The organism is Solibacillus sp. FSL K6-1781 (assembly GCF_038630735.1).
In the GTDB taxonomy this organism is placed as follows: domain Bacteria; phylum Bacillota; class Bacilli; order Bacillales_A; family Planococcaceae; genus Solibacillus; species Solibacillus silvestris.
In genome coordinates this window covers 2,078,439-2,099,175 of record NZ_CP152038.1, presented here as the reverse complement: position 1 = coordinate 2,099,175, position 20,737 = coordinate 2,078,439, and the positions used below count along the sequence as shown (strand labels likewise).

The window sequence follows — 20,737 nt, the reverse complement described above, 5'->3', positions numbered from 1 at the left end:
TTAATGGCGTATGAAAAAGCAACATTTGCAGGGGGCTGCTTTTGGTGTATGGTAAAGCCGTTTGATCAACAGCCCGGTATTATAGAAGTCATTTCCGGTTACACTGGCGGGCATATTGAAAACCCGACATACGAGCAAGTATGCAGTGAAACAACAGGCCATCTTGAGGCAGTCCAAATTACGTTTGATCCGGAAATTTATCCGTATGAAAAACTGGTTGAACTTTATTGGACCTTGATCGATCCTACAGATGCGGGCGGTCAATTTTATGATAGAGGCGAATCATACACAACGGCGATTTTTTACCATAATGATGTTCAAAAGCAGATTGCCGAATTATCCAAGTCAAAACTGGATGCTAGCGGAAAATTCAAATCACCAATTGCCGTTAAAATTCTGGAAGCAAAGCCATTTTACGCAGCAGAAGATTATCATCAGCACTACTATAAGAAGAACCCGGCACATTATAAACGCTATTCGGTTGGTTCTGGACGTGCAGGATTTATTGAAAAACACTGGGGGTCAAAATAAATGAATAAAGAACAACGATTAAAAGAGTTAACAGAGATGCAGTATCATGTTACACAAAACCAAGGTACGGAACCACCCTTCCGTAATGAATACAATGACGTGTTTGAAGATGGTATCTATGTGGATATCGTGTCAGGAAAGCCGCTTTTCAGCTCGAAAGACAAATATGATGCTGGATGTGGCTGGCCGTCATTTTCAAAGCCGATTGAACAAGTTGAAGTTACCGAGCATTTTGATACATCACACGGTATGCGTCGTGTCGAAGTACGCAGTAAAACAGCTGATTCACATTTAGGGCATGTATTCCCGGATGGTCCCCAACAATTGGGCGGATTACGTTATTGCATCAACTCAGCGGCATTGCGCTTTATTCCGGTTGAAGACCTTGAAAAAGAAGGCTACGGTGAATATAAATCAATGTTTGAATAAATACAACTCGCTTATGGAATTTCATAAGCGAGTTGTATTTTTTTTGCTGTTTAATTTATCAATTAGATTTTGAATTCATTGACTACGCTTCGCAGCTGATCTGCTTGAGCAGCTAGTTCAACGGCGGATGCATTGATTTCTTCCATGGAAGCGGAACCTTGAGATGCGGCAGCTGCACTGCGTTCTGTATTGACAGCAGTATTATCCGCAATAGCGGCAACATGTACAAATGAAGTTGTCACACCATGGCTATTATTTAATGTTTGTTCGATTTGAGCAACCATCTGTGTTAAGATATCAGAAGTTTTGTCTGTTTGCATTAATATATTTTGTAAAGAACCGGTCGTCTCATTTGTCACTTCTACTCCACGAATTACTTTTTGAACACCCGTGTGGTTTTGTTCAATAATCGACTTCACCTCTGTTTGAATCGAACCTACAATTGCCGATACTTCCTTTGCAGCCTTTTGGGATTGTTCGGCTAGTTTTCGAACTTCCGCTGCAACAACTGCAAATCCTCTTCCATGTTCACCGGCCCGTGCAGCCTCAATCGCCGCATTTAATGCAAGTAAATTTGTTTGTTCAGAAATCGCTGTAATTGTACTTATAATAGAAGTGATATCTTTCGATTTTTCCCCCAATTTTTCCACCGTATCCGAAGTCGATGCCATTGTTTCTTCAATTTCGAGCATGACGATTGATGAATGGGTGACCGATTTGCTTCCTCGATATGCGGCTTCTTTCATTTCATAGGCAGCCTGCTGAACCTCTCGTGCTTTTTCGTCTAATATGTGCATCGATTGTTCCAATTTTTGCATTTCATTGCCGGCACTACCAATACTGTTTAGAATGTCACTGCTGTCGCTCGCGATTTTCATCGTAGAATCAGCAATGAAATCAATTGTTCGAGCATTTTCATCCGCGAGTGCCATTAATTCCTGTGAACTCCCGGATACATTCTCAGCAAGGTTTGAAACACGTTTTACCAATGCTGAAATTGATTCGATTAGAATATTCGTAGAATTTCCGATAATTGAAAATTCATCCTTCGTTTTAACATTTACGCGACGTGTTAAGTCACCGCCAGCCTGTGCAATTTCCAAAATCGATTCATTGATCTTTTTCGTATTTCTTCGAATCGATTTTGATAATATATAGCCTAATGAAATGGTTAAAATTACAGCAAAACCTGATAAGGCAAAAATTGATATTTTAGAGGCGAAAGCAAATTGTTCCAGTTCCGAAATTGTTTTTTCGTTACGCTGTTCGAGTATTTGTATCAGTTTCCCTGTGTTTTCATCAATATATCCTTTAAAATTTTGGCTTCCGCTATTCGCAAAAAGTTTAGCAGCATTTTCAAAGCCATATTTTTGACGGATTTCTATTGTCGATTTAGAAAAAGATAAATAATTGGTGTAAAACTGTTGTATTAAGCCTAAGATTTTCAGTTCTTCATCCTGATTTTTAAATGAAGTTTCAATAGAAGTTAAGTTTGTATGTATTCGTTCCTTCGACTCTTCATATAATTGAAGAAATTTTTCATCGCCCGTAATTAAGTAAGTTTGCTCATGACTTGATAGCTTTGCAATATCGGAGGCTAAATTATTAATATGCATCTGCTGTTTTAAGTTTTCTGCAGCAAATTCTCGCAAGTTCTTTTCCAAGTTTGTTATATTAATATACGATAAAATTTGCATAGAAATAATAATTGCCATTAAAATAGTGAAAGCAATTAAAATTTTCCCTCGTATGAGATGAAAGAAGTGAAATAGGGCTTTCGGTTTACTAGGGTTTTTCCTTAGTTTTTCTTTAATAGGTTTAGTTTTCTTGCTATTTCGCAAATAATTCACCACTTTCTGAAAATTATATATTTAACTATTTTACTACATGTATGGGAAATTTTCACTATATATCGAGAAAAAATATAAAGGAGGGGAAATTTTGAAAAAATCTTTTTATCATTTTGCACTAACCTACAGAGGGGGAGAATGGTCGGATGAAAAGGTGCGTTTTGCTGAAAGCATGTTTCTGGATCACGCCTTTCCTAAAATGTCCGATAGCTTTGAAGAACTTACGAATTATATTGAATTTCAATCCGACGAATATTTGACTATCGGTGCTTTTGATCAATTATGGGATTTATATGAAAGTAAATTTTCGATATAAGCGATGTTTTGCATGTAATACGCAAGATGGGGTATAGTGAAATTATGATGCACCCTTCGTTAAATTTTCATTATTTTGTCCAAATATTGTTTTTTATGCAAATTTTTTTGTGAAGCAAGACGTCTAACGATTGAATGTTTATACGAAAACGTTTACAATTTAGAAGAATTATGATGAAAAGAGGTTTTTTGATGAGCGTTCATATTAATGCCAAAAAAGGCGAAATTGCAGAAATTGTACTATTACCAGGAGATCCATTACGTGCAAAATATATTGCCGAAACATTTTTAGAAGATGTTGTACAATACAACGAAGTACGTAATATTCTTGGCTACACAGGCACGTATAAAGGAAAACGCATTTCTGTACAAGGGACAGGCATGGGTGTTCCATCGATTTCGATTTATGCGACTGAATTAATGCAAGAATACGGTGTACAGAAACTAATCCGTGTAGGTACTTGTGGTGCGATTCAAAAAGACGTGAAAGTACGTGACGTTATTATTGCACAAACATCATCTACAGACTCAAACTTAAACCGTGTAATTTTCGGTGGTACAATCGACTATGCACCAACTGCAGACTTTGATTTATTACTAAAAGCATATAATGCAGCAAAAGAAGCGAACTTAAACGTACGTGTAGGAAATATCTTCACGGCGGATATGTTCTATTCTGACGAAGCGCAAAACGAAAAATTAGCACAATATGGCGTATTAGCTGTTGAAATGGAAACTTCAGCACTATACACATTAGCAGCGAAATTCGGTCGTCAGGCGTTAACAGTTTTAACAGTATCTGACCACATCCTGACAGGTGAAGTAACAACTTCAGAAGAACGTCAAACTACGTTCAATGACATGATGGTGATCGCGTTGGAAGCGGCAATTCAAGACTAAGCGTACCAAGGGTTTGTGAGTTACCATAATTTACAAAGTACCCAAAAGTGCCCATAATGTAATTTCGTAAGTGCCTAACAGGTTATAACTTGTTAGGCACTTTTTCTATATAAAGGTAATTGAAAAGCAACGTACATCATTTCAGTATAGGAAAATGATTATAATACTGGGCAAATTAATGGGTACACTAATGCTAAAAGTAAACTTTATTAAGCAGGTGATCATCATGATGTATTTATTAGCTATTTTCTTTCCACCGTTAGCTGTATTAATTTGCGGTAAACCAATACAAGCATTAATCAACTTTTTCCTATGTTTTTTAATATGGATTCCGGCAGTTATACATGCAATTTTGATAGTTCGTGATCATAAAGCAGATAAAAGAATGGAACGCCAGATTAAATTGTTGAAGAAATAGACGAATGTAGATGTACACGAAATAAATTATGCAGAATAACTCTTGCACATCACAATAGTGGTGTGTTTTTATGTATACCGAAAAAGCATTTTAGTACTTAACGAAGGGCGTATAAAAATTTCAAAAAATTTTCTTAGCGAATCTTTGGCATATCGAATTTGTGTTGTGGGCAAACTGAGATACCGACAATTTTAAAGCACATAAGATGACGGCCAAAAAAGTAAAAAGGAGTGAGGAGATGAGTCAGGAAGTAGCAAAGAAATTTATTGATCGAATCTCAAGCACAGTGGATCCGTTAGCGAATATTGTCACGGTTAGTCTGTTTTGTGAAAATGCCATTAACCAATTGATTCAGGAAAAGCTGCCGAAAGTACGAAGCTTCAAGGATCAGTCAACTTATATCCCGATGGCGAGCTCTAATTACAGCACTAAAGTATATTCTGTTTATGCATTAGGTTTAATCGAACAAAAATTGTTCGAAAACTTATGGTTGCTGAATTATTGGCGCAACAAAGCCGCACATAACATTAGTGTGGATATTAGAGCTTTGCCGATGAACTTTCACATTTTTGATAACAACCTCAAAATCGAAAAAGACATGAATGAAAACGAAATTGTCATCGGCATTGCACTTTGCACTTACAAAGAATTGCATGTGTTCTTAAATGAACAATACGGTATTAAGTTAAATTGGTGAAGAATAAAAAGTGTCTATGCCTGTAGACACTTTTTATTTTATCCGTCATTCCTAAAAAAATGCCTCTATCCATACAATATTTTCAATTCATAATAAAATTCATTTAATCTTATTTCCAAATTAAAGATATTAATACACCAAATTAGGGTATGGATAGGGGAAGTTTAACTAGGAAGGGTTGAAATCATTTGAAAAAACAATACTTATTCGCGATGTCTACATTATCTATTGTACTAGTTGCAGGCTGCGGAGATACAGCAGAACCGGTTGAAGGTACAGATAGCGAAGCCAATTTAACATTACAGCAAGTATATGAGAATGCCATGCAACGCCAGAAAAATTTGAAAAGTGTTCATGCTGAAACAACGATGGATCAGGTGACGAGTTTCGTTATGGAAGGTCAAACGATGGAAATTACAAGCAATTCAAACTTGGCAATGGATATACAGCAAAAACCGATGGCAATGTATTCAAAAGGAACCGTTAAGATGGATATGGGCGATGAAAAAATGGATATGCCGATAGAAATGTATATGACCGAAGAAGACGGCTTTTACATGTTAAACGGCGATACGAATGAATGGCTGAAAATGCCGGATGAGCAATATGAACAATTAATAGCGCAAACCGGTGCACAGGCAGATGCATCAGAACAACTTGAACAGCTTGAGCAATTTATCGATGATTTCAGCTTTGAACAGGACGATGAGAATTATTTGTTAACACTGAACATTGAAGGGGATGAGTTCAAACAGTTCATAGTTTCACAAATGGGTGCAAGCTTAGGTGAATCAATGGAGGTTAATGGTGAAATTCTGGAGAACATGACCTTTGAAGATTCACAATATAATATTGTCGTTGCAAAAGATACGTTTGATATAAAAGAAATGGATATGGATCTCAAGATTATCACAAATGTCGAAGGCCAGGAAACAACAATTGAAAATGATGCGAACATTGTCTATTCGAAATTTGATGAAGTAAAAGAGATCAATATACCAAATGAAGTTATAAATGAAGCTAAAACTCAATAATAAATCAAGCAGCGATGCCGCGTAATGGCGAAAATCGCTGCTTTTTTCTATTAAACATGAAACGAAATAAAAAAATTAACGTCTATCCTTTTCTAGTCGCTTGTAAACTGATATTATTGGTATAGTGTGACATCAGACAGTGTAAAAATGAGAGTGGTGAAATTGAAATGGATGAACAAAAAAGAGATGAGGATCAAAACGGTTTAAACGAAGAGCAAATTACTAAACCTGCAGGAAAATATTTACGCATGAAACCATTTGCATTCATAATGGTCATTTTCCTGACAATTTTATGTACAGCCGGTTTAACAATTTTTGCGTTAACTTTCGGTGAAAACAAAGTTGTAGAAGTTAAAGAACCGGTGGAACGGGCGGAATTCAAAAAACTATATGATGCGTATGATGCACTTCAGCAAAAATATTATGAAGACATAAATGAAGAAGAAGTGGTATATGGTGCAATCAACGGGATGTTTGATGCATTGGGAGACCCTTATTCTGATTATATGAATAAAGATGAGGCAAGTTCATTTAATGAAAGCCTGTCTTCTAGTTTTCAAGGAATTGGTGCGGAAATTCAAGAACGAAATGGTTATATAATGATTGTTTCTCCAATTAAAAATACGCCTGCCGAAAAAGCCGGTTTACAACCGAAAGATATGGTATTGGCGGTTGACGGGAAAAGCGTCAAAGGCATGAGCTCTACAGAAGCTGTGTTACTGATTCGTGGTGAAAAAGGTTCTGAAGTCACTTTGACAATTCAACGCGGAGATGCTGAGAGCTTTGATATGACGATCGTGCGTGATGATATCCCGGTAGAAACGGTTTATGGCGATATTGATGAAGAAGGAATTGCACACTTCCAAATCACTTCTTTCAGTGAAAACACAGCAGTAGAACTGGAAAAGTTGCTAATTGAATATGAAAAACAAGGGATGAAAGGGATTGTTTTAGATGTTCGTCAAAATCCAGGCGGCTATTTAAAGGCGGCAATCGACATTTCAAACTTGTTTGTTGAGGAAGGAAAAACAATCGTTCAAATTCAAGAACGAGATGCAGCACCTCAAATCGTGACTGCGGATAATCGTTCTAAGTATAATCTTCCGATAACAGTATTAATCGATGAAGGAAGTGCTTCTGCTTCTGAAATTTTAGCAGGTGCACTAAAAGAATCTGCAGGTGCCCAAATTGTTGGATTGAATTCCTTTGGTAAAGGGACAATGCAGGAAATCATTTATATGGAAGATGGGGCAAACTTAAAATTCACAACAGGTAAATGGTTAACTCCAGACGGCAATTGGGTGAATGAAAAAGGAATTGCACCAGATGTAAAAGTTGACTACCCGGATTATGCTTCTTTACCTTATATCGATCCGAGCCAGCAATATGAAAAAGAAGCAAATCATGCTTCCATCAAAACTGCTGAACGTATTTTGGAAGTATTGGGATATGAGCCAGGTAAAGTTGATACACAATTTGATGGAGCAACTGAAGCTGCATTAAAAGCATATCAGCAAGATAATGAATTAGAAGTTACGGGTATTTTAACAGGTGAAACAACATATGCCTTAATGGATGCAATTAGCGAAAAGCTAAAAACAGAAGATCCTCAAATCTTAAAGGCGAAAGAGTTATTGGATATTAAACCTGAAGAAACGACAAACGAATAAAAAAACGCGGGCTGGTAAAAAGTGAAAAACACTTTATTGCCAGCCCATTATTATAGGAAGTGAACTTATGAAGGATGTATATTTATTTAGCGGATTTTTAGGGAGCGGCAAAACGTCCATGTTAACTGATGTCATTCGCCAGTTGAAGGAGGACAACTTAAAGCCTGCTGTTATTATGAACGAATTAGGCAAGCTTCCATTTGATTCACAGGCGGTAGAAGAGGATGTGCCATTGAAGGAAATGTTGGAAGGCTGTATTTGCTGCAGTGGAGCAGAAAAAACAGAAGCGCAAATCCAGTCCCTTTTACACGATCAGGAATTTGATGTCCTTATAATAGAAACAACAGGCGCTGCACACCCTGTAGAAGCACTGGATGCGGTTTATTCGCCTTTATTTGCGGATAAGTTGAATATTAAAGGAATTGTGACGGTGGCGGACAGTCGGTTATGGTTGGACAGATCAAACCTTACTCCACAAGTACGTTCTCTTTTTATGGAACAAATTCGTCATGCTCATCTGTTACTGGCAAATAAAACGGACTTACTAACGGAATCGGAACAAGCGCAAGTTGTCTATGAATTGCAAGGATTTAATGCAAAGGCATTCATCCTCCAAACAACAAATGGCCGTGTTCCATTAAAGTTATTGCAAAATATCCAGTCAACTGCCCGTGTATCCAAAGATGATATTGTGACAGCACGTATTGGCGAAAGCTTCAATTTAGGCTCGCGACTTATACGATTTGATACAAGCTTTACACAGGAACAGTTTGAAAACTGGGTTCGCTCATTACCGGATACCGTTTATCGTATGAAAGGCTATGTTCCGATTGAGGGAATAAAAAATCCAATGCTGTTCCAGTATGCTTACGGAATGGTCCAATGGCTGCCGGAATATATTAAAATGGAACCGAATTTAGTCATCATTGGGGAGAACATTAACACTCTGGAAATTATCTAACTATCATAATATGTCAATAGCTTTTCAGATGAAATGTTTGAGGAAATTGGATAAATTTATCGCAAATTATGAGTAAAATATAAGATTTTAAGGCTAATAAGTTGGTAGATGGACAGTTTACCAATTTATAGGCCTTTTTTTTTCCGTTTTTTCATTTACGATGAAATCACGAAAGGAGGCGTACAAAATGAAAAAATTAGTTCTACCATTTTGTGCAGTAATACTTTTTGCAACTCAAGCACCCGTTGCTAATGCAAGCTCAAATGCAATTGAAGGGGGCAAATCAACAACAACTAATCATGTTCAATCAACATATAACTATAAAATAAAGCTTAATAATTACTTTAAACTTGTAAAAACGACACCTCAAAAAGGGGCAATCGTTAAACAGGAAGTGTCGACAAATACAGTTAAAAAACCGGCTTCAACAGAAGATGTCAGCAAAGAGTCTTCTAAAGAGGTTAACAAGAAAGTAGAAAAAGAGCCAACAAACGTAGTAAACAACGAAAATCCAAAAGTTGTTGCTCCAACAACGACTGATACACAGTCACAAACACCTTCAACACAACCTAAAACTGAACAGGCTCCAGTTCAAGAACAAAAAGAATCGACAGCTACAGATCAAATTTTAGCGATTGAAGAAAAAGTTGTTGCATTAACAAATGCAGAACGTGCTAAAAATGGTTTAAGTGCACTACAAATTGACCGCCCATTAATGGCAGCGGCACGTGAAAAATCTCAGGATATGAAAGATAAAAATTACTTCTCACATACTTCACCAACATTCGGCAGCCCGTTTGACCGCTTAAAAGCATTGGGCATTGCTTATAAATCAGCTGGTGAAAACATCGCCAAAGGCCAAAGAACACCGGAAGAAGTTGTACAAGCATGGATGAACTCTGAAGGTCACCGCGCTAATATTTTAAATAAAGACTTCACTCACATTGGTGTTGGCTATGTGAAGGACGGTAATATCTGGACGCAACAATTTATAAAAAAGTAATTTGATGAAGATACTATCCTTTTCAACATGAGAAGGGTAGTTTTTTTATTTCAGGTATTATTTTATTACTGAGCGAATACTTAAAACAATAGAAATATTCTTAGGGAAATTTATTATTTCTTTTGGCCTTTATAATTTTGTATGTGAAAACACCCATTTTTAGAGAAATGCTTTATAAAGTGCCAAAATGTGCTACAATATACGGTATACTTTTAAAAGCCTTATAAAAAAAGGTGTATAATTCGCATGAATAGAAGTGATAAACAGTAAAATTATTTTTTTAGAATAACAAAACAGGAACAAATATTAAATAATATAAAAGGAACTATAAAAAGAGTAGTAAAAATAAACATTGAAAATAAAATGTTACATCAAATAAATAAGATATATATCGAAGCATGTTGAAATGTCTTGTTGCATAAAATAGATGCAATGACATTTGCTTTGTTAGGAGAAATTTATGAACGAAAAAACAATTATTTTAACAGGCGGGGGTACGGCCGGTCACGTATCATTAAATGAAGCGATTATCCCTTCATTGCAGGAAGCGGGGTATAATGTGCATTATATAGGCTCTCATGACGGGATTGAAAAAGAGCTTATTACAAATGCGTTTCCTTCATTGCCTTATCACAGTATTTCGAGCGGAAAGTTGCGCCGATACTTTTCAGTACAGAATTTTACAGATCCGTTTAAAGTGATGGCAGGTGTTACACAAGCCTTTTCGATCATCAAAAAAATTAAGCCGACTGTAATTTTTTCTAAAGGTGGCTTTGTCTCAGTGCCAGTCGTTATTGCGGCAAAATTGGCAAATATTCCGGTTGTTGTCCATGAATCGGATGTGACACCTGGCTTAGCTAATAAAATTTCACTGCCATTCGCGTCCCATATCTTTACGGTTTTCAAAGAAACGATGAAACATTTACCGAACGACAAATCAACTTGCACTGGTTCGATAATCCGTCAGCAGCTATTTGAAGGAAATCGTGAGCGTGGCTTGGCGTTATGTGGATTTACAGCCGAAAAAAAAGTACTGCTTGTCATGGGTGGAAGCTTAGGTTCCGTTATTATTAATGATGCGCTTCGTGAAAATTTGTCATCACTATTAGAGAAGTATCAGATTATCCATTTGTGCGGTAAAGGGAACGCTGACAAAAAATTGGAAAATCTGCAAGGATACTGTCAGTTTGAATATGTGACAACAGAATTGCCGGATTTACTGTATGCAACCGATTTTGTTGTATCGCGTGCTGGTTCAAACTCGATTTTCGAATTTTTGGCGTTGCATAAACCGATGCTGCTCATTCCTCTTTCTGCAGCAAAAAGCCGTGGTGATCAGATATTAAATGCCAACTTGTTTAAAAAACAAGGCTTTGCACATGTATTGGACGAGGAAAAATTGACAAAAGAATCATTCATGCAAGCAATTCAAATGCTTGAACAGAAAGCGGAAGAAATGATTGATCAGATGCTCGAAGTCGAACATCCGAAAACTCCGAAAGAAATGGTTGCCTTAATTACTCAATATGAAAAATAATCAATAAAAAGGGGTTACCTAAAAGTTCATACTTTTAAGGTAGCCCCTTGTTTCGTTTCAGGAATATTTATGACGCCTTTATCATATAAGCGTAAAGATGATGTTCACGTCACAAATGCAAGTTTCCTTTTTACATTGCCTGTTCTTCTGCTTGCTCGAGCGTATTGGCAGTTGTTAAATAGAACAGATCTTTAGGAATTTTAAAAAGACGGAATTTATTAACACCTTGATTAATTTCATTGTAAAGAGACGGATTTGTTTGCTCGGCATCTACTACATAAGGTAATTTCAACGCGGCTGCTTGTGAGCGTGCATTTTCTTCCCGGATGCGTAAGAAAACGGTATGGAAATCATAGTCGAAAAATAGTTCATTTAAAAACGCTAATTTCGCTTTCTGATTATAACCGATGCCTTGATATGGTTTGCCGATCCATGTTCCTAAGAAGCCGGCGCCATCTTGGATATCAAAAATACTGATTGTTCCGATTGGAGCACCCCAATCATCTACAATTGTACGTGAAATCGTTAATCCGTTTTGTTCTTCTTCTATCAATTGTTTAGTCATAAATAAGTACTCTTCTGCTGAAGTCGCTTTCTGACGTACGAATGGAAACACAGACGGATGACGTAATAATTCGTATAATTCTGCTGTTTCATGAAGTTCTCTCTGTTTTAACATGTGAAACGCCTCCTTTTAAGAAGAAAATGGTAGAGCCTGTTGTTAAAGAAATGGTGCAAATAATCTTCTAATGCTAAAAGGTTCTTTATCATAAGGCAGTAGTCATTTCGAGCTTGATCTTACCTAAAAGAATTTGACGTTAAACTATTATGCATAATTCGTATGTCTCGCTCTATCCTAGACAATTAATAACAATATCGAAATAAGAAATATATCTACAGTTTATTATAATATATTCTCTTGCCGCAACTTTCAAGCTCGAAAAAAACATTTTTTTCTGCTAAAAGTCGATATATTCAGAATAATGCGTAAATAAAAACTATTAATGACAAGATGAATTTTTTAAAAGTATAATATAATAAAATAAGAGAGAACGCGGAGGCGTAAAATATGAGTATCCAACTAAAGAAAGTTCATGGTTCTGGAAATACATTTTATTTATACGAAGCATTATATGATGAACAATTTAATTTTGTGAATATCGCGAAACAGCTATGTCATCACTCCAATGATGGGGGAGCGGATGGCTTATTAATCGTGCTCCCATCTTCAGTTGCAGATGCAAAAATGCGTGTCATTAATGCGGACGGCTCGGAAGCTTCGATGTGCGGGAATGGGTTACGCTGTGTCGCGCGGTATGTTTGCGAAAAATTAAATGTAGATGAAGCGGTTATCGAAACAATGCATGCCTGTCTGAAAGTAAAACGAGAAGCATCCATTTTTGAACAACTACCTACCTATTCTGTAGAAATCTCACCCATTTCATTTGAATTAGTATCATTGCCAATGAAGGTAGAAAATAGACAACAATTGCGCCATGAAATTATTCCTGCTTTTTCAATGGATATTCCTTTTACAGCGATATCTGTACCAAATCCGCATCTAATCGGAATCGTTGATCATAAATATATGGAAAATACGTTACACCAAGAACAGCTCGCTGCCTATTTGAACAGTGAAAATGAATATTGTCCGGATGGAGTGAATGTCAGCTATGTCCAGCCGTTATCTCCTGATGAAATATTCGTCCGAACTTTTGAACGGGGCGTAGGCTTTACAAATGCCTGTGGTACGGCAATGACTGCCTCTGCCCTAATTGCTTCTATTGAAGGATTTATTACAAACAGTAAAGTAACCGTCTATAATCCCGGAGGTTTTGTTCAGTGTGAAGTTAAGAACTGCGGTGACAGCTGGGAATTGGCACTGATCGGAAATGCAACGGTACTTGGGGATTATGAATATGACCTTCAAGACGAAAAAATTCAATTGGTGCATTTTCAACTAGCAGAAGAGCAAATTCAATATGAGAAATGCAAACTTTTTGTGAAAGATAAAATAGAAAGCTTTCTTTAAACATCAGATAGTGGGGGGACAAGGATGATGAGTTCCATTTATTCAATGGATTTATTGAATTTGTTATTCAAAAATAGTAATGATGCTGTATTCTTCATGGAAAAAATAAATGGAAAGTATCGTTATATTTTTGTCAACGATGCTGCAGTAAATCTGATTAATACGAATCCCTGCGGCAAAACGATCGAACAGGTAATCCCGTCCCATTTAGCAAAGACGATTATTCACTATTATGATTTAACAATCGAACAAAACAGACAAGTTGAATTTGAAGATTTTACTTATGGAAAAATGAATGTTCGAAAACAAAGAACGACAACTATTCCAGTAATACAAGACGGGAAAAATTATATTTTGGCCATGACGAAAGAAGTATCGATGAGCCTTGATTTAGAAGATAAATATTTATTTATGCGTTCCATATTTTCTAATTCATTTTTATCCACGATATTAGTTTCCAATGATCTGCAATTACTTGAAGCAAATCCGACATTTTTGGAAGAGTTTAATATTCAAATGGAAGATGCTTCCGGGATCTCTATGTTAGACATGCCTTTTATAGAAAGAAAAACGGCAAAAAAATTGAAAAGTTATATAAAACGGGCAAGGCTGGGAGAAAATGTTCAATCGAAAATGCTGTTTTTCATCGATAAACATAATGAGCGGCGTTGTTTTACTGCTTCTTTTTCCTCGCTGACAAGCAATGGTGAAAATATCGCGGTATTTATCATATTGCAGGAAATTACGGAATTTATTAAACAAGGACAGGCATTACGCACAGCTTCACACGGTCTGGAAATGTTCAAAAATGCGATTAATTCATTAGCTGACGTTATATTTACAGATGTAGATGGAAATATAATCGATATTAATGAGCGGGTTATTGAAAATACAGGCTATACGCATGATGAATTAATTGGTAAACCGCATCATATTCTTCACTCAACGTATCTACCCGATTCAACTTCGATGAGTTTTTGGCAAAAAGTAAGTAAAGAAGAAATCTGGCGTGAGGAAGTGTGCAATCGTAAAAAGAATGGTGAGATATATTGGGTGGACTCTACTATGATTCCCCTGAAAAATGAACTAGGGGAAGTGGAGCAGTTTTTAATGGTTCAATATAATATTTCATCTGAAAAACAATTAATGTCAGAGCTATATATAATTGAACGAAATTTCAGAGCCATTACTGAAAACACAAATGATTTTATTATCGTAACAGACCGCTACGGCAAAATTAAATATGCTTCACCTTCCTATTCAAGGAAACTTGGCTACCGGGAAGAAGAGCTTATCGGTTTACCGTACGATCGATTGCTGAAGCCGGAAAGTGTTAAACTGTGGCATGAAGCATTAAACCCGGAAACGGTTGATGTAATACAAGAACAAAAAATTGAATTGCTTTTGTATAAAAAAGATAATAGTACGATTTGGACGGAAGGGAATTATACGCTAACGTTCGCTTTGTCACATCATGAAATTACGGAAATTGTCATGGTTTCAAGAGAAATTACCGAGCGCAAGGAACTGGAAGATAAATTAACTTATTTAGCCTATCATGATAGTTTGACGCAGCTCGGTAATCGCAGGAAACTGTACAAGGAATTTCCGCTCCTTAAAAAGGAAGCTGACGAGACAGGTACTTGCCTGGCAATTTTATATCTTGACGGAGATAATTTTAAAGAAGTAAATGATATATACGGACATGATGTTGGGGATGAGTTTTTAATTCAATTCGGGAATTCGCTCGTTCGCAGTGTACGAAATGAAGACCTTGTTATAAGGCTGGGTGGTGACGAATTTCTCATTGTTTTAACTGGGTTGTCCATCTTCGAAAAAGAACGCTCCGTCCAACTTGTTCACATTATGGACAGGATTAAAGAAAATCTGCAAATCGGATGGTTGATTAGAGGTAGCCATTTTTCACCTACAGCCTCAATGGGGATTTCGATTTATCCAAAACACAGTATAAGTTTAGATGTTCTTATCGATTTAGCGGATCAAGCATTGTACAAGGCAAAGCAGTCTTCCAATTAGCACTTGCAAGAATACGGAAACATACTCCGTATTCTTTTTTTTTGTAAAATACAAATGGTACACTAATTATGATATATATTGCTGATAGAGAGGGAAGCTGATGAAAAAGAAGATTTTAATAATCGAAGACGAAAAAAATATAGCACGTTTCCTTGAACTGGAGCTTAAGCACGAGCAATTTGAAACGGTTGTTGCATATGATGGGAGAACTGGTCTGGAATTGGCTGAAAGTGAACAATTCGACTGTATTTTGCTCGATGTAATGCTGCCGCAATTAAACGGGATTGAAGTATGTAGAAGAATACGAAAAACAAGCAATGTACCGATTCTCCTTATTACAGCACGAGATGAAGTAATGGACCGCGTTTCAGGATTGGATGCGGGAGCAGATGATTATGTCGTGAAGCCTTTTGCGATAGAAGAATTATTGGCACGGATCCGTTCAATCTTAAGGAGAGTGCAGCCTGCCCAAAAATCTAAACAACTCATTTTAAGGGAGTTGGAAATCGACGTCGATGCTTATGAAGTAATATTTGAAAACAATAAAATCGAACTTACAAGAAAAGAATTTGATCTATTGAAATTACTTGTGGAAAACAGAAACCTTGTATGTACACGGGAACGTATTTTAGAAGAGGTTTGGGGATTTGATACTGAGGTAGAAACTAATGTAGTCGATGTATATATTCGCCATTTGCGTACAAAACTGCAAACAGAACATACTCCGTACATTGAAACTGTACGTGGGGTTGGCTATGTGATGCGCGGGTGAGGATGATGAAAAACAAACTTTTGAACCTTTCTTTAAAATCAAAGTGGATGCTTGCGGTAGGTGTAACGATCTTTGTAAGCTATGCCCTAATATCTGTCGTACTGTATATCGCTTTGCAAACTTGGCTTATTCATAATGAAGAGAAAAATGCATTGCGGACGGTCGATGATATGACAACCTATTTTGAATCGCAGGGCAACACTGTTACAGTACAGGCACTGCAAAATAACACGGCTTTGATGAAAGCCATTTTAAATCAGGAACAAACGGTACGCGTATTTAATTTGGATGGTATTGAAGTAATGCGAATTAATGATGCGGCACCGGCTGCACAGCTGCCACAAAATCAAAACTATTTTTCGACGATGATCGAAAAACAGACGATTGCAGGATCCGAAAGCTATGTCATCCACCGAGTCGTTCAAATCGGACAATTTCAAGGGATTATGCAATTAATTCATCCGTTGGCAGCATTTCAATCGATGATGAATTATATTTTGACGACGATTTTTATTATTGGTTTTGGTGCCATTTTATTTTCGGTTATGATCAGCTACTACTTGGCAAATATGTTAATGAAACCGCTTGTCCAGTTACGGGACGCAATGAGCTTTGTCAGAAAAAACGGTTTTACTGCACAGCCTAAATTTGATTATGCGGCAAAAGATGAGATTGGCGATTTACTTCATATGTACCGTACATTAATGAATGAACTTGAAATTTCATTTACAAAGCAACAGCAATTTGTTGCAGACGCCTCGCATGAACTGCGAACACCGATTCAAGTAATTGAAGGCCATTTATCATTAATCAAACGATGGGGTAAAGATGAACCGGAAGTAATGGAAGAATCATTAAATACTTCTATTACTGAAATTGCACGTATGAGAAAAATGATTGAAGAACTGTTACAATTGGCACGCAGGGAGCAAGCGGATGAACATGCTTATGCTGATATAGAACAAGTATACGAACAAGTAAAAGAAGAATTATTGCAGCTGTATCCTGCCGCTGAATTTCACCTGACAGTTACTGGCGAAAAATCGGCAGCCTCCATTACTGAGCATGCCCTAGCGCAAATCTTTAGAAATATTTTGAGTAATAGTATACGATATAATAGCAATGTTCCGAATCTTAATGTGAATATCAATTATAATGATTCACAATCGTCAATCTTAGTTACGTTAGAAGACAATGGGATCGGTATCTCAGAACAGCATTTACCGCATATTTTCGACCGGTTTTACCGGGTGGATGCATCACGTACAAACAAAGTTGCAGGTACTGGACTTGGATTGAGTATTACAAAAATGCTTGCAGATAAATATGAAGTGGAAATTGATGTAGAAAGTAAATTGCAGAAAGGTACCTTTTTTTACCTAAAACTTCTTAAAAAATGAATAATTTTAGTCAATCTAATTACTATTTCAATAGTTCACGAAAAAAATTGCTTAATTTGATAAAAAGAGTTGTATTTTTTGTGAAGAGTAGTAAGATTGAGATGGAAAAAATGTTCTTCCGACGTTTATAAATGTGCTTTTAGTCCGTGTGGAAGAATGATAAAATATTATTTGCTTTGATTTGGTAGATAAAAAGAGAATACTTAATTTATCTACTTACAAAAGAAGGGAATTTTTGTATTGTAATATACAATATTATCCTTTTTTAAGTAAATTATTGGAACAGCCATAAGGCAAAATTTGGAGGTTATTTTCATGTCGAACAATGTATTACCTGCAGGTTCTCCATGGTCAGCGTTTTCTGGTCCTAACTTAGGTTATGTATTAGAGCAATATGACTTATTCCTGCAATCTCCTGAAGAAGTAGAACCGGAACTAGTAGAATTATTCCAAGCATACGGTGGTCCTGTATTTGCAGATGGTCAACAACCGGTTGCAACTGCAGCAGTAACAGGTACTGGAGACTACAAAAAAGTATTAGCAGCAGTTAAATTGGCAGAATCAATTCGTGAATACGGCCATTTAGCAGCAGATTTATACCCACTAAAAAATCGTCAATTAGACACTTCACGCATTGAAGAAAGCGTATTCAATTTAACAGCGGCTGATCTTCAAGCTATTCCTGCATCAGTATTTTTTGCAAATGTTCCTGCAGGTGTTACAAACGGTAAGGAAGCAATTGATTATTTAAAATCTGTATATACAGATAAAATAGGTGTAGAAGTTGCACATTTACAAAATCCGGAAGAACGTGCTTGGATCGAAGCTCAAGTTGAAGGCGGAGCGTTTAAAGCAACGTTATCACCTGAAGAAAAGAAAGCAGTTTTAGAGCGATTAACACGCATTGAAAACTTTGAAAAATTCATTCATAAAACATTTGTTGGTCAAAAACGTTTCTCTGGAGAAGGTTTAGACACACAAATCATCCTTTTAGATGAAATTATTAAATCATCTGAAACTAAAGGTGTAAAAAATGTTCGAATTGGTATGGCCCACCGTGGACGTTTAAACGTATTAACACACGTATTAAACAAACCATACGATATGATGTTCTCTGATTTCGCCCATGTTTCAAATGATCTATTCTTCCCTGAAGATGGTAAATTAGAAATTACAAAAGGCTGGACTGGAGACGTTAAATACCATATGGGTGCATCTTACACTCATGATTCTGGATTGAACGTTAAATTAGCCTATAACCCATCACACTTAGAAGTAGGGAACCCGCTTGTAATCGGTTCTGTTCGTGCAGCTCAAGATGATGTTTATGCAGCAGGAACAGCTAAACATGATCCATCAAAAGCATTCGGTATCATTTTACATGGTGACGCGGCATTCGCTGGTCAAGGGATTGTAACAGAAGGATTCAACTTCTCTCAAACAGAAGGATTTACAACAGGTGGTACAGTTCAGATTATCGCGAACAACATGATCGGTTTCACGACTGAGTTACATGATTCACGTTCATCTATTTATTCATCTGACCCTGCAAAAGGCTATGATATTCCGGTTATTCATGTAAATGCTGACAGCCCTGAAACAGTGGCAGCTGTTGGTCGCTTTGTAGCGGAATACCGTGCGAAATTTAAAAAGGATATCGTTATCGATTTAATCGGTTACCGCCGTTACGGTCATAATGAAACGGATGATCCGACAGTAACAAACCCTGAAACATATAAATTAGTATCAAAACATGAACCGATTCGTGCATTGTATGGTGCTGAACTAGCAGAAGCCGGCATTTTATCTGCTGATGAAGTAAAAGCTATAGATACTGCTATTTATGCGGAAATGCAAGCTGCGTATGATCATGTTAAAGAAATGGCAGAAAAAGACGAGCATGTAACGCCTAATATGCCGGAAGAACTAAAAATCGAATTCCCTGAAATTGATACTAAAGTAGATGCTGAGCGTTTAGCTAAAGTAAATGAAGATTTACTTGTCTTTGCAGATGGTTTTGAGCCGCAAAACAAGTTAGGTAAAATTTTAGCAAAACGTCGTGATGCGTTTACTGAAGGTAAAATTGACTGGGGTCATGCTGAAACATTAGCATATGCAACAATTACGCAAGATGGCACACCGGTTCGTTTCACTGGTCAGGATGCACAGCGTGGTACGTTCTCTCAACGTCACTTAGTATTACATGATAAAAATAACGGTGCTGAATTTACACCATTACATCATATTGAAGGTGCAAAGGCTTCATTCACAGTTTACAACTCACCACTAACAGAAGCAGGTGTAGTAGGTTTTGAATATGGTTACAATTTAGAAAACCAAAATGTACTAACTGTATGGGAAGCACAATTCGGTGACTTTGCAAACATGGCGCAAGTAATGTTTGATAACTTCATCTCAAGTGCCCGCGCTAAATGGGGTCAAAAATCTGGATTCGTACTTCTTTTACCACATGGTTATGAAGGTCAAGGTCCAGAGCACTCATCAAGCCGTATGGAACGATTCCTGCAATTATCTGCAGAAAATAACTGGTTCGTAGCAAACTGTTCAAATGCAGGAAACTACTACCACTTATTACGCCGTCAAGCTGCTTTATTAGGTACAGAAGGTGTACGTCCATTAGTAGTGGTTTCTCCAAAATCACTTTTACGTCATCCACTTGCTGCAGCTACTGCTGAACAACTTGCAAATGGTCGCTTCCAGGAAGTGATCGAGCAAGAAGGTTTAGGCAAAAACACAGAAGCGGTTGAAAAAGTAGTACTTGGTACAGGTAAAGTAATGATCGATTTAGCAGAACGTGTGAAAGATGGCGAAGGGCTTGATCACTTACACATTATTCGTGTGGAACAAATTTACCCATTCCCTGCACAACAAGTGAAAGATATTATCGCTCGCTTCCCGAATGTTAAAGAAATCGTTTGGGTACAAGAAGAACCAAAAAACCAAGGTTCATGGACATATGTTCTTGAAACATTATATGATATCGCTGAAGGCAAAAAAGTACGCTATGTAGGACGTCCTGCAATGAGCTCTACTTCTGAAGGCGATGGCGATTCACATAAAGCAGCACAAGCTAAATTAGTGAACGAAGCACTTGAAAAGTAATAAATGATTTGTTTAAAAAGAGCTGCTT

Annotated in this window: 18 protein-coding genes; 16 read left to right on the top strand and 2 right to left on the bottom strand. The window is 36.9% G+C overall.

The window, feature by feature from the left end:
• The first annotated feature begins 3 nt into the window (after positions 1 to 3).
• Both msrA and msrB read left to right on the top strand, forming a co-directional pair.
• Complete coding sequence (gene msrA / locus MHH37_RS10350; RefSeq protein WP_342572787.1) at positions 4 to 531, top strand: peptide-methionine (S)-S-oxide reductase MsrA; 528 nt, start codon at positions 4 to 6, stop codon at positions 529 to 531.
• A complete protein-coding gene (msrB, locus tag MHH37_RS10345) occupies positions 532 to 960 on the top strand; it encodes a peptide-methionine (R)-S-oxide reductase MsrB (protein ID WP_014823816.1) in 429 nt (142 codons plus the stop codon).
• Between the two features lie 62 nt (positions 961 to 1,022).
• Here msrB and MHH37_RS10340 read toward each other — a convergent pair whose 3' ends face one another.
• Positions 1,023 to 2,810 (bottom strand): methyl-accepting chemotaxis protein, encoded by a 1,788-nt coding sequence (locus tag MHH37_RS10340; RefSeq protein WP_342576244.1) that lies wholly within the window; start codon positions 2,808 to 2,810, stop codon positions 1,023 to 1,025.
• A 91-nt stretch (positions 2,811 to 2,901) separates the two neighbouring features.
• Between MHH37_RS10340 and MHH37_RS10335 the strand changes: the two genes are divergently transcribed.
• From MHH37_RS10335 to MHH37_RS10295, 9 genes are all read left to right on the top strand, one after another.
• Positions 2,902 to 3,126, top strand: a complete 225-nt coding sequence (locus MHH37_RS10335) for a YozE family protein (protein ID WP_014823817.1) — start codon at positions 2,902 to 2,904, stop codon at positions 3,124 to 3,126.
• Between the two features lie 191 nt (positions 3,127 to 3,317).
• On the top strand, positions 3,318 to 4,025 hold the full coding sequence (gene deoD / locus MHH37_RS10330; protein ID WP_008407287.1) for a purine-nucleoside phosphorylase: 708 nt from the start codon (positions 3,318 to 3,320) through the stop codon (positions 4,023 to 4,025).
• A 229-nt stretch (positions 4,026 to 4,254) separates the two neighbouring features.
• On the top strand, positions 4,255 to 4,443 hold the full coding sequence (locus MHH37_RS10325) for a YqaE/Pmp3 family membrane protein (protein WP_081483446.1): 189 nt from the start codon (positions 4,255 to 4,257) through the stop codon (positions 4,441 to 4,443).
• Between the two features lie 238 nt (positions 4,444 to 4,681).
• Entirely contained in the window at positions 4,682 to 5,140 is a 459-nt protein-coding gene (locus MHH37_RS10320; protein ID WP_008407284.1) for a hypothetical protein, read from the top strand.
• 188 nt (positions 5,141 to 5,328) lie between these two features.
• Positions 5,329 to 6,174: a DUF6612 family protein gene (locus MHH37_RS10315; protein ID WP_342572784.1), complete on the top strand. Its 846-nt coding sequence runs from the start codon at positions 5,329 to 5,331 to the stop codon at positions 6,172 to 6,174.
• Between the two features lie 167 nt (positions 6,175 to 6,341).
• Positions 6,342 to 7,844, top strand: coding sequence for a S41 family peptidase (locus tag MHH37_RS10310; protein ID WP_342572782.1), 1,503 nt, complete (start codon positions 6,342 to 6,344; stop codon positions 7,842 to 7,844).
• A gap of 67 nt (positions 7,845 to 7,911) precedes the next feature.
• Positions 7,912 to 8,805, top strand: a complete 894-nt coding sequence (locus MHH37_RS10305; protein WP_342572781.1) for a CobW family GTP-binding protein — start codon at positions 7,912 to 7,914, stop codon at positions 8,803 to 8,805.
• Positions 8,806 to 8,992: 187 nt separating this feature from the next.
• Positions 8,993 to 9,808 carry a CAP domain-containing protein gene (locus MHH37_RS10300; RefSeq protein WP_342572779.1) on the top strand — a complete coding sequence of 272 codons (816 nt, stop codon included), beginning with the start codon at positions 8,993 to 8,995 and terminating at the stop codon, positions 9,806 to 9,808.
• Between the two features lie 460 nt (positions 9,809 to 10,268).
• A complete protein-coding gene (locus MHH37_RS10295) occupies positions 10,269 to 11,345 on the top strand; it encodes an undecaprenyldiphospho-muramoylpentapeptide beta-N-acetylglucosaminyltransferase (RefSeq protein ID WP_008407275.1) in 1,077 nt (358 codons plus the stop codon).
• A 130-nt stretch (positions 11,346 to 11,475) separates the two neighbouring features.
• Here MHH37_RS10295 and MHH37_RS10290 read toward each other — a convergent pair whose 3' ends face one another.
• Complete coding sequence (locus MHH37_RS10290) at positions 11,476 to 12,024, bottom strand: GNAT family protein (protein WP_008407274.1); 549 nt, start codon at positions 12,022 to 12,024, stop codon at positions 11,476 to 11,478.
• A 390-nt stretch (positions 12,025 to 12,414) separates the two neighbouring features.
• Here MHH37_RS10290 and dapF point away from each other — a divergent pair, with 390 nt between their 5' ends.
• From dapF to MHH37_RS10265, 5 genes are all read left to right on the top strand, one after another.
• The gene (gene dapF / locus MHH37_RS10285) at positions 12,415 to 13,377 is read left to right on the top strand and encodes a diaminopimelate epimerase (protein WP_342572774.1); all 963 of its coding nucleotides are present in this window, start codon (positions 12,415 to 12,417) and stop codon (positions 13,375 to 13,377) included.
• A 24-nt stretch (positions 13,378 to 13,401) separates the two neighbouring features.
• Positions 13,402 to 15,414 carry a PAS domain S-box protein gene (locus MHH37_RS10280; protein WP_342572773.1) on the top strand — a complete coding sequence of 671 codons (2,013 nt, stop codon included), beginning with the start codon at positions 13,402 to 13,404 and terminating at the stop codon, positions 15,412 to 15,414.
• Between the two features lie 100 nt (positions 15,415 to 15,514).
• Positions 15,515 to 16,186 carry a response regulator transcription factor gene (locus MHH37_RS10275; RefSeq protein WP_008407267.1) on the top strand — a complete coding sequence of 224 codons (672 nt, stop codon included), beginning with the start codon at positions 15,515 to 15,517 and terminating at the stop codon, positions 16,184 to 16,186.
• A 5-nt stretch (positions 16,187 to 16,191) separates the two neighbouring features.
• Positions 16,192 to 17,586, top strand: a complete 1,395-nt coding sequence (locus tag MHH37_RS10270) for a HAMP domain-containing histidine kinase (RefSeq protein ID WP_014823824.1) — start codon at positions 16,192 to 16,194, stop codon at positions 17,584 to 17,586.
• A 315-nt stretch (positions 17,587 to 17,901) separates the two neighbouring features.
• Positions 17,902 to 20,709 (top strand): 2-oxoglutarate dehydrogenase E1 component, encoded by a 2,808-nt coding sequence (locus MHH37_RS10265; protein ID WP_342572769.1) that lies wholly within the window; start codon positions 17,902 to 17,904, stop codon positions 20,707 to 20,709.
• The last annotated feature ends 28 nt before the right edge of the window (positions 20,710 to 20,737 follow it).

Bases quoted from the DNA above. Each gene is read 5' to 3' on its own strand.
- msrA (WP_342572787.1), top strand. From the start codon at position 4: ATGGCGTATGAAAAAGCAACATTTGCAGGGGGCTGCTTTTGGTGTATG.
- msrB (WP_014823816.1), top strand. From the start codon at position 532: ATGAATAAAGAACAACGATTAAAAGAGTTAACAGAGATGCAGTATCAT.
- deoD (WP_008407287.1), top strand. From the start codon at position 3,318: ATGAGCGTTCATATTAATGCCAAAAAAGGCGAAATTGCAGAAATTGTA.
- MHH37_RS10325 (WP_081483446.1), top strand. From the start codon at position 4,255: ATGTATTTATTAGCTATTTTCTTTCCACCGTTAGCTGTATTAATTTGC.
- MHH37_RS10320 (WP_008407284.1), top strand. From the start codon at position 4,682: ATGAGTCAGGAAGTAGCAAAGAAATTTATTGATCGAATCTCAAGCACA.
- MHH37_RS10310 (WP_342572782.1), top strand. From the start codon at position 6,342: ATGGATGAACAAAAAAGAGATGAGGATCAAAACGGTTTAAACGAAGAG.
- MHH37_RS10305 (WP_342572781.1), top strand. From the start codon at position 7,912: ATGAAGGATGTATATTTATTTAGCGGATTTTTAGGGAGCGGCAAAACG.
- MHH37_RS10300 (WP_342572779.1), top strand. From the start codon at position 8,993: ATGAAAAAATTAGTTCTACCATTTTGTGCAGTAATACTTTTTGCAACT.
- MHH37_RS10295 (WP_008407275.1), top strand. From the start codon at position 10,269: ATGAACGAAAAAACAATTATTTTAACAGGCGGGGGTACGGCCGGTCAC.
- MHH37_RS10290 (WP_008407274.1), bottom strand. From the start codon at position 12,024: ATGTTAAAACAGAGAGAACTTCATGAAACAGCAGAATTATACGAATTA.
- dapF (WP_342572774.1), top strand. From the start codon at position 12,415: ATGAGTATCCAACTAAAGAAAGTTCATGGTTCTGGAAATACATTTTAT.
- MHH37_RS10280 (WP_342572773.1), top strand. From the start codon at position 13,402: ATGATGAGTTCCATTTATTCAATGGATTTATTGAATTTGTTATTCAAA.
- MHH37_RS10275 (WP_008407267.1), top strand. From the start codon at position 15,515: ATGAAAAAGAAGATTTTAATAATCGAAGACGAAAAAAATATAGCACGT.
- MHH37_RS10270 (WP_014823824.1), top strand. From the start codon at position 16,192: ATGAAAAACAAACTTTTGAACCTTTCTTTAAAATCAAAGTGGATGCTT.
- MHH37_RS10265 (WP_342572769.1), top strand. From the start codon at position 17,902: ATGTCGAACAATGTATTACCTGCAGGTTCTCCATGGTCAGCGTTTTCT.